The sequence below is a fragment of the Streptomyces sp. NPDC048483 genome (assembly GCF_040651455.1).
Taxonomy (GTDB): domain Bacteria; phylum Actinomycetota; class Actinomycetes; order Streptomycetales; family Streptomycetaceae; genus Streptomyces.
In genome coordinates, this window is sequence record NZ_JBEZJZ010000038.1 from 51,775 (window position 1) to 64,927 (window position 13,153).

11 protein-coding genes are annotated in these 13,153 nt (G+C 72.0%); 3 read left to right on the top strand and 8 right to left on the bottom strand.

The annotated features are described in order from the left end of the window. Positions 1-88: 88 nt before the first annotated feature. Positions 89-1,888: an ABC-F family ATP-binding cassette domain-containing protein gene (locus AB0D04_RS20580; protein WP_362705105.1), complete on the bottom strand. Its 1,800-nt coding sequence runs from the start codon at positions 1,886-1,888 to the stop codon at positions 89-91. A gap of 88 nt (positions 1,889-1,976) precedes the next feature. Between AB0D04_RS20580 and AB0D04_RS20585 the strand changes: the two genes are divergently transcribed. After that, a complete protein-coding gene (locus tag AB0D04_RS20585; RefSeq protein ID WP_362705107.1) occupies positions 1,977-2,720 on the top strand; it encodes an alpha/beta hydrolase in 744 nt (247 codons plus the stop codon). Positions 2,721-2,726: 6 nt separating this feature from the next. Here AB0D04_RS20585 and AB0D04_RS20590 read toward each other — a convergent pair whose 3' ends face one another. From AB0D04_RS20590 to rsmI, 6 genes are all read right to left on the bottom strand, one after another. Continuing rightward, positions 2,727-3,644, bottom strand: a complete 918-nt coding sequence (locus tag AB0D04_RS20590; protein ID WP_362705108.1) for a 4-(cytidine 5'-diphospho)-2-C-methyl-D-erythritol kinase — start codon at positions 3,642-3,644, stop codon at positions 2,727-2,729. Further along, positions 3,641-4,534 (bottom strand): 16S rRNA (adenine(1518)-N(6)/adenine(1519)-N(6))-dimethyltransferase RsmA, encoded by an 894-nt coding sequence (gene rsmA / locus AB0D04_RS20595; protein ID WP_362705111.1) that lies wholly within the window; start codon positions 4,532-4,534, stop codon positions 3,641-3,643. Before rsmA ends, AB0D04_RS20590 begins: the two co-directional genes overlap by 4 nt. 21 nt (positions 4,535-4,555) lie before the next feature. Then, positions 4,556-5,710: a ubiquitin-like domain-containing protein gene (locus tag AB0D04_RS20600; RefSeq protein ID WP_362705114.1), complete on the bottom strand. Its 1,155-nt coding sequence runs from the start codon at positions 5,708-5,710 to the stop codon at positions 4,556-4,558. 102 nt (positions 5,711-5,812) lie between these two features. Beyond that, a complete protein-coding gene (locus AB0D04_RS20605; protein WP_362705117.1) occupies positions 5,813-6,718 on the bottom strand; it encodes a TatD family hydrolase in 906 nt (301 codons plus the stop codon). 81 nt (positions 6,719-6,799) lie between these two features. Then, positions 6,800-7,258 (bottom strand): hypothetical protein, encoded by a 459-nt coding sequence (locus AB0D04_RS20610; RefSeq protein ID WP_362705120.1) that lies wholly within the window; start codon positions 7,256-7,258, stop codon positions 6,800-6,802. A gap of 201 nt (positions 7,259-7,459) precedes the next feature. Further along, a complete protein-coding gene (rsmI, locus tag AB0D04_RS20615) occupies positions 7,460-8,311 on the bottom strand; it encodes a 16S rRNA (cytidine(1402)-2'-O)-methyltransferase (RefSeq protein ID WP_362705122.1) in 852 nt (283 codons plus the stop codon). Positions 8,312-8,545: 234 nt separating this feature from the next. Between rsmI and AB0D04_RS20620 the strand changes: the two genes are divergently transcribed. Continuing rightward, the gene (locus AB0D04_RS20620) at positions 8,546-10,285 is read left to right on the top strand and encodes a phospholipid carrier-dependent glycosyltransferase (RefSeq protein WP_362705125.1); all 1,740 of its coding nucleotides are present in this window, start codon (positions 8,546-8,548) and stop codon (positions 10,283-10,285) included. A 9-nt stretch (positions 10,286-10,294) separates the two neighbouring features. Here the strand turns inward: AB0D04_RS20620 and AB0D04_RS20625 are convergent, their stop codons facing one another. Next, the gene (locus tag AB0D04_RS20625) at positions 10,295-11,068 is read right to left on the bottom strand and encodes a DUF1963 domain-containing protein (protein WP_362705127.1); all 774 of its coding nucleotides are present in this window, start codon (positions 11,066-11,068) and stop codon (positions 10,295-10,297) included. A gap of 279 nt (positions 11,069-11,347) precedes the next feature. On the opposite strand from AB0D04_RS20625, the gene AB0D04_RS20630 reads away from it, so the two are divergent. After that, on the top strand, positions 11,348-13,006 hold the full coding sequence (locus AB0D04_RS20630; RefSeq protein ID WP_362705129.1) for a penicillin-binding transpeptidase domain-containing protein: 1,659 nt from the start codon (positions 11,348-11,350) through the stop codon (positions 13,004-13,006). The last annotated feature ends 147 nt before the right edge of the window (positions 13,007-13,153 follow it).

Consider the following 13,153-nt stretch of genomic DNA (forward strand, 5'->3'; position numbering starts at 1 on the left):
GCCCCCTACCGGGGAGACAATCACCGGAATGCGGGCTTCTTGGCCAATCGGGGCCGAGAGGTGCCACCACGGCGCCGGCCCCGCGCCGCTAGGCGTCCTCGGCCAGCTCCAGCCAGCGCATCTCCAACTCGTCGCGCTCGCCCGTCAGTTCACGCAGCTTGGCGTCCAGCCCGGCGACCTTCTCGAAGTCGGTGGCGTGCTCGGCGATCTGCGCGTGGAGCTTGCTCTCCTTCTCGCCGATCTTGTCCAGCTGCCGCTCGATCTTCTGGAGTTCCTTCTGTGCCGCGCGGTTGACGGCCGCCGCCTTCTTGGGAGCGTCGGCCTGCTGCGCGGGGGCGGGCGTCGCGGCCTCGATGACCTTCTGCCGGCGCTCGAGGTACTCGTCGATCCCGCGCGGCAGCATCCGCAGCGCGGCATCGCCCAGCAGCGCGAAGACCCGGTCCGTGGTCCGCTCTATGAAGTACCGGTCGTGGCTGATGACGATCAGCGAGCCGGGCCAGCCGTCGAGCAGGTCCTCCAGCTGGGTCAGGGTCTGGATGTCGAGGTCGTTGGTCGGCTCGTCGAGGAAGAGGACGTTGGGCTCGTCCATGAGGAGGCGGAGGATCTGGAGGCGGCGGCGCTCACCGCCGGAGAGATCACCGACCGGGGTCCACTGCTTTTCCTTGGTGAAGCCGAACTTTTCGCAGAGCTGCCCGGCGGTCATTTCACGGCCCTTGCCGAGATCCACCCGCTCGCGCACCTGCTGCACGGCCTCCAGCACCCGCAGCGCGGGGGCGAGTTCGCCGACCTCCTGCGAGAGATACGCCAGCTTCACGGTCTTGCCGACGGCGATCTTGCCGGCCGCGGGCTGCGCCTCGCCCTGCGTACGGGCCGCCGCTTCCAGCGCCCGCAGCAGCGAGGTCTTGCCCGCGCCGTTCACGCCCACCAGACCGATCCGGTCGCCGGGCCCGAGCTGCCAGGTCAGATGCTTCAGCAGCTCCTTGGGACCGGCCTGGACGGTGACGTTCTCCAGCTCGAAGACGGTCTTGCCCAGACGCGAGTTGGCGAACTTCATCAGCTCGGCGGTGTCCCGCGGCGGCGGAACGTCCGCGATCAGCTCGTTGGCGGCCTCGATACGGAACCGGGGCTTGCTCGTACGGGCGGGGGCGCCGCGCCGCAGCCACGCCAGCTCCTTGCGCATCAGGTTCTGCCGCTTGACCTCTTCGGTGGCCGCGATCCGCTCCCGCTCGGCCCGCGCGAAGACGTAGTCGCTGTAGCCGCCTTCGTACTCATGGATCGCACCGCGCTGGACGTCCCACATGCGGGTGCAGACCTGGTCGAGGAACCAGCGGTCGTGGGTGACGACGACCAGTGCACTGCGGCGGGCCCGCAGATGCCCGGCCAGCCACGAAATGCCTTCCACGTCGAGGTGGTTGGTGGGCTCGTCCAGGACGATCAGGTCCTGTTCGGCGATCAGCAGCTTGGCCAGGGCGATGCGGCGGCGCTCGCCGCCGGACAGCGGCCCGATGACGGTGTCCAGGCCCTTGTCGAAGCCCGGCAGATGGAGATCGCCGAAGAGGCCGGTCAGGACGTCGCGGATCTTGGCGTTGCCGGCCCATTCGTGGTCGGCCAGGTCGCCGATGACCTCGTGCCGGATGGTGGCGGCCGGGTCGAGGGAGTCGTGCTGGGTCAGGACGGCCAGCTGCAGGCCGCCGCTGTGTGTGACCCGGCCGTTGTCCGCCTCCTCCAGCTTGGCGAGGATCCGGATCAGGGTGGTCTTGCCGTCACCGTTGCGGCCGACGACGCCGATCCGGTCCCCCTCGTTGACGCCGAGCGAGACACCGTCGAGCAGGGCACGGGTCCCGTAGACCTTGCCGACGGCTTCCAGATTGACGAGGTTGGTGGCCATTGCGCTCCTGCACTTGAGATCGGTCGACCGTCCCAGCGTAGTCCGATTGCGGAACCGTCCCGGTTCGCCTGTGGATAGCGTGATCGCCATGGCATCCGACACAGGCACGGCAGTGGACACGGAACGCGGGCTGGTCTACGGCCCGAGCGGCAAGCAGCTGGATCTCTACCGCCCGGCAAAGGCGGCGGGCCCGGTACCGACCGTGCTGCTCTGGCACGGCATCGGCCCCGACGAGCGCGACGTTCTCGCACCGCTGGCCCGCACCGCGGCGGCGCGCGGCCTGCTGGTCCTCGTCCCGGACTGGGACTCGGGCGCCGCGGACGGCGGCCGGTCGCAGCTGCTGGAGTCGCTGGCCTTCGTCCACAAGGAGGCGGCCGGGCCGGCCGGCGACGGGGAGCCGTTCGTCCTGGCCGGCTGGTCGGCCGGCGCCGGTGCCGCGCTCGGCGTCGCGCTGCGGCCCGAGGTGGCCGACGGCCGGCGGCCGACGGCGGTGGTCGGTCTCACGGGCCGCTACGACCTGCCGGCGCGCACCACCGGCGCCGCCCCGCTGGCCGACCTCGCCGCGGGCCGGGACCCGGCCGTACCGGTCCACCTCGTGCACGGCAGCCGGGACACCGTCCTGGACGTGCGGTGGTCCCGGGATCTGGCCGCTGCGCTGCGCGCGGCGGGCCGGGCGGTGACGCTCCAGGAGCCGGCGACCGACCATGCGGGCGTGATCATGACCGAGTTCGACCCGGCGGTGGCCCGCTGCCGCCCGACGACCGCCGAACACGCTGTACGGGCGGGTCATTTGGCGGCCGAGGTGCTGGTGGGTGCCTGCGGGAAGCCGTAGACAGCCTCAGACGAGGGTCGCCCCCGGTGCCGGGGAGTCCGCGATCCGCACGGCGCGGCAGGTGCCCGAGTCCTGGAGGGCCGCGGCCACCTGCTGGGCCGCCTGGGCGTCCTTGACCAGGAAGGCGGTGGTGGGGCCGGAGCCGGAGACCAGGGCGGCCAGGGCGCCGGCGGCGGTGCCGGCGTCCAGGGTGGCGGTGAGGGTGGGGCGCAGGGACAGGGCAGCGGGCTGGAGGTCGTTGGCGAGGGCCGCGGCGAGGGCGGTGGGGTCACCGGCTTCCAGGGCGGCCAGCAGCTCGGGGGCGGCCTCCGGCTCGGGGACGTCGGTGCCCGCCGTCAGCCGGTCGAACTCGCCGTAGACGGCCGGGGTGGACAGTCCGCCGTCGGCGACCGCGAAGACCCAGTGGAAGGCGTCGCCGACGGGCAGCGGCGTCAGCAGCTCGCCGCGGCCCCGGCCCAGCGCCGCCCCGCCGACCAGGCTGAACGGCACGTCGCTGCCCAACTCGGCGCAGATGTCGAGGAGTTCGGCGCGGTCGGCTCCGGTGGACCAGAGGGTGTCGCAGGCGAGCAGGGCGCCCGCGGCGTCCGCGCTGCCGCCGGCCATGCCGCCGGCGACGGGGATGTCCTTGGTGATGTGGAGGTGGACGTTCGGCTCGATGCCGTGCCGGGCCGCCAGCAGCTCGGCGGCGCGGGCCGCCAGGTTCGTCCGGTCGAGCGGGATCTCGTCGACGTCATGCCCCTCGGCGGTGACGCGCAGGGCGTCCGAGGTGGTGGCGGTGACCTCGTCGTAGAGGCCGACGGCGAGGAAGACGTTCGCCAGGTCGTGGAAGCCGTCGGGCCGGGCGGCGCCCACCGCCAGCTGGACATTGACCTTGGCCGGCACCCGTACGGTCACCGCCGCGCCGCTCGTCCCGCATGCCCTCATCCCGCATCTCCCTCGGTGCGTGCCTTGTGCTCGGCGATCCGCGCGAACTCCTCGACGGTAAGCGCCTCACCCCGTGCCTTGGGGGAAATCCCCGCCGCCACCAGCGTGGCCTCCGCCGCCGCGGCCGAGCCGGCCCACCCCGACAGCGCCGCCCGCAGCGTCTTGCGCCGCTGGGCGAAGGCCGCGTCCACCACGGCGAAGACCTCTTCGCGGCTCGCGGTCGTCTCCAGGGGCTTGTCGCGGCGTACGAGGGAGACCAGGCCGGAGTCGACGTTCGGCGCCGGCCAGAAGACCTTGCGGCCGATGGCGCCGGCCCGCTTGACCTCGGCGTACCAGTTGGCCTTGACCGACGGCACGCCGTAGACCTTGTTGCCGGGGCGGGCCGCGAGCCGGTCGGCGACCTCGGCCTGGACCATGACCAGGGTGCGGTCGATGGTGGGGAAGGTCGCGAGCATGTGCAGCAGGACGGGGACCGCGACGTTGTAGGGGAGGTTGGCGACCAGTGCGGTCGGCTCGGGCCCCGGCAGCTCGGTGATGTGCATGGCGTCGCTGTGCACCAGCTCGAAGCGGTCGGCGCGCGCGGGCATCCGGGCCGCGACGGTGTCCGGCAGCGCGGCCGCCAGCACGTCGTCGATCTCGACGGCGGTGACCCGGTCGGCGGCCTCCAGCAGCGCCAGGGTCAGCGAGCCGAGACCCGGCCCGACCTCGACCACAACATCGTCGGGCCGGACGCCGGCGGTCCGCACGATCCGGCGGACGGTGTTGGCGTCGATGACGAAGTTCTGGCCGCGCTGCTTGGTGGGCCGCACGCCCAGCGCGGCGGCCAGCTCGCGGATGTCGGCGGGGCCGAGGAGGGGACCGGGATCGTCGGTGGTGCTGCTGTTGCTCACCCGTGAAGTTTACGGTCTCGCTCACCCGTGCAGCTTGCCGCCGCAGACCGGCCAGGGACTCGCGCCCCGCGTCACATACAGCTTCTTGGCGCGGAAGGTCTGCTCATGGGCGGGGGCGTCCTGCGGGCGGCCGCTGCCGCCGAGGGCGCGCCAGGTGCCGACGTCGAACTGGTAGAGCCCGCCGTACGTCCCCGACGCATCGACCGCATTCGGCCGCCCGCCCGCCTCGCACCGCGCCAGCGCGTCCCAGGCCAGGTGATCGGCGCCCGCGACGGAGGACGGCAGCGGCCGGGTGCCGATGTGCACGATCTGCGGATGCGGGGCGCGCACCACATGCGTGTCCACCCGGCGCGGTTTCTGCTTGACGCCGTTGACGGTGCGCAGGCGGTAGGTGACCCGCCGCACCCCGGCCCGCCCCTGCTGCACGACGGCCTCGGTGCCGCTGGCCAGTCCGGGGTCCCGCCGGCGGACCGTACGGAACGGGATCGGCTCCTCCCGTACCTTCTTCGAGCCGGTGATCCGCAGGACCGAGACGGTCTGCCCGTCGCGCGGGAAGCTGTCCTGGGGCACCGAGGTGGTGTCCTCGTTGCGCAGCGTGAGCCCGGCCTCGGCCAGGGCTTCGCGGACGGTGGCGGCGTTGGTGCGGATCCGGTGTTCCCGGCCGTCGGCGACGAAGACCACCGAGCGCTCGGTGCGTACCGCCAGCTCCAGGCCGTGCCGCTCGATACGGCGGGAGCGGGAGCTGGAGAGGTGGGCGCCCTCGGCGCGGACGCCGAGCTGGCGCAGCGCGTCGTCGACGGTCTCGGCGGTGGTCCACACCTGGTGGCGCTGCCCGTCGACGGTGAGGACGACGGGGCGGCCGTGCCGGACGACGACCTCGTCGCCGCTGCGGAGTTCGGCGGTGGGGGCGGGCGCGACGATGTCGTGCCCGCCGATGTCCAGGTTTTCGTCCGCGAGCAGGTCGTCGACGCCGTCGGCGAAGGTGTGCAGGGTGCGCGGCTTGCCGTCGACGCTGAGCCGGATCGCCTTGTCGTGGGCGATGAAGGCGGTGGTGCCGCCGGCGAGGAAGGCCACCACCAGGGCCCGGGGCAGCAGCCGCCGCAGGGTTTCCGGGCGCTGGGGGGCGCGCCTGCGACGGCCGCGCGCGGCGCGGTGGCTGCTCTGCGAAGGACTCACGACGCTCCAGATGCCACAGATCCGGTTGACGGCCGGAGGGTAGCGGAGCAATGGTCACTGTCCAAAGTCGATCAACTACGGAACGTGACGGGCGGGTGAGGGTCAGTAGTCGAAGGCGCGGGCCGTGTTCGCCGCGACGGCCGAGGCCAGCGCGTCCTCGGTCATCCCCTTGACCTCCGCCATGGCGCGCAGTGTGAGCGGAATCAGATACGGCGCGTTCGCTCGTCCGCGGTACGGCACGGGGGTGAGGAAGGGGGCGTCGGTCTCGACGAGCACCAGTTCGGGCGGGGCGACGGCGAGCGCGTCGCGCAGCGGCTGGGCGTTCTTGAAGGTGACGTTGCCGGCGAAGGACAGGAAGTAGCCGGCCTCGGCGCAGATCGCGGCCATCTCCGCATCGCCCGAATAGCAGTGGAAGACGACCCGCTCCGGGGCGCCCTCCTCCCGCAGGATCCGCAGCACGTCCTCATGGGCCTCCCGGTCGTGGATGACCAGGGCCTTGCCGTGCCGCTTGGCGATCTCGATATGGGCGCGGAACGACCGCTGCTGGGCGGCCATGCCCTCGGGGCCCGTACGGAAGTAGTCCAGGCCGGTCTCGCCGACGCCGCGGACCTCGGGGCGGGCGGCGAGCTTGTCGATCTCGGCGAGCGCCGCGTCCAGGGCGGCATCGCCGCCGGGCTCCCGCGCGCCCTGCCGCGACCAGCCGTCAGGGTCGCCCAGGACGATCCGGGGCGCCTCGTTGGGATGCAGGGCGACGGCCGCGTGCACGCTGTCGTACGCGGCGGCGGTGTCCGCGGCCCAGCGCGAACCGGCCAGGTCGCAGCCCACCTGCACCACGGTGGTCACGCCGACGGAGGCGGCCTTGGCGAGCGCCTCCTCGACGGTGGCGGTGGGGGCACCTCCCAGCGTTGGCTGGGGGAGCATGTCCAGGTGGGTGTGCGAGTCCGCGACCGGCACCCGAAGCGGTTCGGGCAGCGGCGGCGGGGTGGTCTTGTCGTCCTGCGGTGCCATGGCCGCGATCCTACGAGGACCGCGGCCCGGCCTCTCCCCCAAGCTCTCGGCTCCGCTCGAGCAGGGGGACCCCCATCCGGTTTACTTGCGCCGGTGCTGGAAGGGATGCAGCAGGTCGGAGAGGTGCCAGTGGTGACGCTCGGCGGGCGCGTCACTGCCGCCCGTACGGCCTGAGGCCGCCTCGGGAGGGGTGGCCTTCTTCTTCGTGCTGCCGTTGTGGCGCTGATGCATGGTCGCTATCGCGTCGGAGACCATCGAGACCTGCCCCGAGCGCATGATCCGTACGACGTCACTGCCGCAGTTCAGGCACCGGGGCCGGGTCAACGGGGACGGCACGCGCTCGCCGTCCGCGTAGTAGACGACGTGTACGTCGCCCTTGGCGTCGACGTGGTGCTCTATCTCGTACGCCTGCTCCCAGCCGTGGCCGCACCGCATACACGCGAAGGCATACGCCTCATGTGCCGCAGGCTCGGCGGACCGGGGAAAAGGGGAAACTCCGCGCGGGGATATGGGGCCGGTGGTCTTCGCGATCTCGCTCATGTGCGCTCCCTCTTGTCCACAGGGACAAGGCAAGGTTTCCGGGACCGTACGTCCCACCCCTAGTGGACGCCCTTTTCGGCCGGATGCGCAGCAGAGCCAGCTGCCTATTGGCCCAGATTTGGCAGGTGGCAGGGAAAACGCCCGGCTGCGCGACCGCTGCCTTTACCTTCCAGGCCAGTCATTTACCTTCCCGTGGGTCGGTTATGGCCGAGAGGCGTTCTTCGCCGCGACCACCGCGTCGAAGACCTGCCGCTTGGGCAGCCCGGCATCGGCGGCAACGGCCGCAATGGCCTCCTTGCGCCGCTCCCCCGCCTCCTCCCGCACCCGCACCCGGCGCACCAGCTCCTCGGGCCCCAGCTCCTCCGGCCCGCTCTCCGGGGCGCCCTCGACCACGATGGTGATCTCGCCCCGTACGCCCTCGGCCGCCCACTTCGCCAGCTCCCCCAGCGGCCCGCGCTTGACCTCCTCGTACGTCTTGGTCAGCTCCCGGCAGACCGCCGCCCGCCGGTCCGCGCCGAAGACCTCGGCCATCGCGGCAAGGGTGTCGTCCAAGCGGTGGGGCGCCTCGAAATAGACCAGGGTGCGCCGCTCGCCGGCCACCTCGCGCAGCCGCGAGAGCCGCTCGCCCGCCTTACGGGGCGGGAACCCCTCGAAGCAGAAGCGGTCCACCGGCAGGCCGGACACCGCAAGCGCGGTGAGCACCGCGGACGGCCCCGGCACGGCGGTGACCTTCACCCCGCGCTCCACCGCCGCCGCCACCAGCCGGTAGCCGGGGTCGGAGACGGACGGCATCCCCGCGTCGGTCACCAGCAGCACCCGCGCACCGCCCGCCAGCGCATCCGCCAGCTCCGGCGTCCGCGCCGCTTCATTGCCCTCGAAGTACGACACGATCCGCCCAGTTGGCTGGACGTCCAGCGCCTGGGTCAGCCGGCGCAGCCGCCGGGTGTCCTCGGCGGCGATCACATCGGCGGCCGCCAGCTCGGTGGCCAGCCGCGGCGGTGCGTCCGCGATCTCGCCGATGGGCGTCCCTGCAAGTACCAACGTTCCAGTCACGCCCCCATCCTCCCAGGACGGCGCGGCGCCCCGCGGCGGGCGGGGCGGGGCAGGAGCCGTCGCCGGTTCCGGAGAACCGATTGATCACCACCTGAACGGCGCGGCACCCCGGTCGGCGGGCAGGCCCGGGGCAGGAACCGTCGCCGGTTCCGGAGAACCGATTAATCACCACCTGAACGGCGCGGCACCCCGGTCGGCGGCGCAGCGCGCCGGTCCACAGACTGCTTCCCTACGATGGGCCGGGTGACGAGTGACACCACCGCGACCGAGGCCGGCGCGCACCACGCCGCGTACCCGGCCCAGCAGCCCCCCGCGTGGCAGCGGCGGCTGCGCCGCTTCGGTTACCCGGTCCGCCCGCAAGGCGACGTCCGCGCGCGGCTGGTGCCCGCCTTTCGGGGGCCGGGGACCCGGCTGTGGGCGGTGCTCGGCGTGGGCCCGGACGCCGCCGTGCGGCTGTCGCGCTGGGCGGCCTGGGGCGGCCCGCTCCTGGTGGCGCTGCTCGCGGGAGTCCTGCGCTTCTGGCACCTGGGCAGTCCGCACGACGTGATATTCGACGAGACGTACTACCCCAAGGACGCCTGGTCGCTGCTCCAGTACGGCTACGAGGGCACCTGGGACAAGAACGCCAACGCGGCACTCGTCGATCCGCACCCGAAGATCCTGCTCACCCCCCAGGCCTCGTACGTCGTCCACCCCCCGATGGGCAAATGGCTGATCGCCCTCGGCGAGGGGGTGTTCGGCATGAACCCCTTCGGCTGGCGGTTCACGGTGGCCCTCCTGGGCACCCTGTCCGTCTTCCTCATCTGCCGCATCGGCCGCCGCCTGATGCGCTCCACGGCCCTGGGCTGTCTGGCCGGCACCCTTCTGGCGGTCGACGGTCTGCACTTCGTCATGAGCCGCACCGCCCTACTCGACCTGATCGTGATGTTCTGGGTGGTGGCCGCCTTCGGCTGCCTCCTGGTGGACCGCGACCGCACCCGGGCCCGGCTGGCGGCGGCGCTGCCGGTCGGCCCGGACAGAGTGGCCCGCCCCGACGACACGGTCGGCGACCGGCTCCGCCTCGGTTGGCGCCCCTGGCGCCTGGCCGCCGGCCTCTGTCTGGGCCTGGCCGCCGCCACCAAGTGGAACGGCCTCTACTACCTGGCCGCCTTCGCCCTGATGGCCGTCCTGTGGGACGTGGCGGCCCGCCGCACCGCCGGCGCCCGCCGCCCCTTCCGCTCCACCCTCCGCCGCGACGTGCTGCCCGCCTTCGGCTCCACCGTCGTCGTCGCCCTCGCCACCTACCTCGCCTCCTGGTCCGGCTGGATCGCCACCAAGGGCGGCTACTACCGCGACTGGGCCACCACCCCCGAGGGCCGCACCGGCGCCTGGACCTGGCTGCCCGACTGGCTGCGCAGCCTGTGGCACTACCAGACCGAGGTCTACAACTTCCATACGGGCCTGACGACCCCGCACACCTACCAGTCCAACCCCTGGAGCTGGCTGGTCCTGGGCCGCCCCGTCTCGTACTTCTACAAGGACCCGGCCGCCGGTCAGCAGGGCTGTACGGCCGCCGAGGGCTGCGCCCGCGAGGTCTTCGCCCTCGGCACCCCGCTCCTGTGGTGGGCCGCCTGCTTCGCCCTGCTCTACGCCCTCTACCGCTGGCTCTTCCAACGCGACTGGCGGGCGGGCGCCATCGCCTGCGGCGTAGCGGCGGGCTACCTCCCCTGGTTCCTCTACCAGGAGCGGACCATCTTCCTCTTCTACGCCGTCGTCTTCGTGCCGTTCCTGTGCCTGGCGCTGGCCATGATGATCGGCGCCATCATCGGGCCACCGGGCACGAACGAACGCCGCCACACCATCGGGGCGGTGGGCGCGGGCGTTCTGGTGCTCCTCATCATCTGGAACTTCATTTATTTCTATCCGCTGTACACGGGCACGCCGATTCCGAAATCCGATTGGCAAGGCCGGATGTGGTTCGACAGCTGGGTATAGGCGGGCCGGTCACCCGGTGTCCGTATCGGGCAGGGCCTGTGTGAAGTCACCCTCCCGGAGCGCCTCTTCCGGGATCACGAAATGCAGGGAGCCGGAACCCCTGTGCCAGTCCCACAGGCCGTTGGTGGAGACCGTGAGGAGATGGCGGTAGTTCTTCTCCCGGTCCGGAATGTGGACCGGCGTCGGCTGAACGAAAGGCGTCCAGCCGAATGCCTGGTCAGACCGGTCGAGTGTCTGTTCGTCCGCGCGGAACCGGGTCCAGACATCGGCGAAGTGGTCGTGCACGAACCATCCGGCATCGAGGGGGTAGAGGAGGGACTCCTCGACGCGGGAACCGAGGTCGAGCGCATTCAGCGCCGGATCGACATCACAGCCGCCCGCCTCGGGGAGCGTGACCACCGGGTGCGCATGCAGCGGAACCGGATCGAATACCTCCGCAAGCGGCGGCGCCTCCCGTTCCCCGGCACGTACGGGATCGGCCGGAATCACCCGGCACATCCCCGGCCCGAACGACATGTCGCGAAATCTCCGCAGCGCCTCCTCGCTCCCCGTGTCCGGCTTCGCGTAGAAGAAATTCAGCAGCCCCGGCCGCACCGGCAGCTCCTCCCCCAGCCACGGCGCCGGCTCCTGCGTGTCCAGCACCGCGATCAGGCTCAGCGGCAGCCCCTCGCGCTCCGGCCAGTCCGTCCCCGGCTCCAGCAGCGCCGGTCCGCCCCACCGGCAGCGCCCGGTCGCCGGACGGTCCTCTCGCGCCGGCTTGAGGCCGAACCCGGGCCTGGTCATCGCCGCCGGCTGAGCCCTATGTGGTCACCAAGATGTTCCTGGCACAGGGCGCGCACCGTGCCCACCAGTTTTTCGTAGCGCATGACGACACCCCAGCACGGCCAGGGCGGTTCCCTCGGGCTCATCACAGGTTCATGACAGTCGCCTCACAGCGCGTCACCGGACCGTGCTCGGATCGAGACTGATCGGGAGTCGTTCGTTTCCCCGTGTCCCATAGAGTGCGACGCACGTTCTTGTGTGCGTATTCAAGAATGAGCTCTCTGGGAGGGGATCGGTGGCATGCGCCGCGAGGTGAAGTACGGACTGATCGGCGGATCGGCGGCTCTGGTGGCGGGAGTCGTCGGAGGTCTCACGCTGTTCGGCGGCTCGGACGACGACACGTCGCCGCAGCAGGTCACGTCGGCGGACGCCAAGTCGGGCGGCGATGCGCCCCACGTCAAGACCGGCCCGCTCAGCGCCAAGGAAGTCCGGACGGCGTCGCAGGAGTTCCTGAACGCCTGGCAGGGCGGCGACGCCGACAAGGCAGCCGGGCTGACGGACGCCCCCGCCGCAGCGAAGACCGCGCTGGCGTCCTTCGCCAAGCAGGCGCGCTTCTCGAAGGTCACGGTGACGCCGGGCACGCCGGCGGGCGGCAAGGTGCCGTACACCGTCGCCACCCAGATCGACTACAACGGCTCCAAGGCGCCCTTCTCGTACCGCACCGCGGTGACCGTGGAGCGCGACAAGACCACCGGGAAGCCGCAGATCGCCTGGCAGCCGTCCGTGCTCTACCCCGGCCTGGCCAAGGGCGACGAGCTGCGTACGGGCGAGGCCGAGGCGCCGCCGATCAAGGCCGTGGACCGCAACGGCAAGGAGCTGACCCCCCAGGCGCATCCGACGCTGGCCGGGATCCTGGACAGCCTGCGCGACAAGTACGGCGACAAGACCAACGGCAAGCCGGGCGTGGAGCTGTTCATCCACCGCGCCAAGGCCGCCAAGCCCGCCGAGCAGCAGCCCGACAAGACGCTGAAGGTGCTCTCCAAGGGCACCCCGGGCACCCTCAAGACCACCCTGGACGCCGGGCTCCAGGCGGCGGCCGAGAAGGCCGTCAAGGGCAAGAAGTCCGCGTCCGCGTCCGCCGTCAAGCCCAGCACCGGCGAGATCCTGGCGCTCGCCAACTCCCCGGCCAAGGGCTTCAGCATGGCCACCCAGGGGTCGCTGGCCCCCGGCTCCACGATGAAGGTCGTCACCTCGGCGATGCTCATCGACAAGGGCATGACCGCGCCCGGCAAGAAGCACCCGTGCCCCAAGTACGTCACGGTCGGCGGCTGGAAGTTCCAGAACCTCAACAAGTCCGAGATCAAGGACGGCACCTTCGCGCAGAGCTTCGCCGCGTCCTGCAACAACGCCTTCATCTCGCAGGCCAAGGACCTCAGCAACGACGATCTGACGAAGGAGGCCCGGGACGTCTTCGGCATCGGCCTGAACTGGCAGACCGGCATCCCCACCTTCGACGGCGCCGTGCCGGTCCAGCAGGACGCGCAGATGGCGGCGTCGCTGATCGGCCAGGGCGGCGTACGGATGAACCCGCTCAACGTCGCCACGCTCGCCGCGACGGTCCGCGCCGGCTCGTTCCACCAGCCGTACATCGTCGCGCAGTCCCTGGACAACCGGACGTTCGCCAAGGCGCCGGGCGGCTTCAAGTCGGGCACCCAGGCGGCCCTGAAGTCGCTGATGAAGCTGACCGCGACCTCCGGTACGGCCGCGGAGGCGATGGCCGGGGTCGGCGGTGACATCGGCGCCAAGACCGGCTCCGCCGAGGTCGACGGCCAGAAGAAGCCCAACGCCTGGTTCACCGCCTACCGCGACGACCTCGCCGCGGCGGCCGTCGTCCCGGCCAGCGGCCACGGCGGCTCCAACGCGGGCCCGGTGGTCCGCGCCATCCTCACGGCGGGCTGAGACAAAGCTCACGAGAGTCGGTTGGGGCGGGGGCGCCCGCCAGGATGCGCCGCCCCCCCCCCCACCACCCCCGCCCCACGCCCCCCTGGGGGGCCCGGGGGGGCCGGTTCCCCCCCCCCCGTGCCCCCGCCAGGCCCCTACCTCATT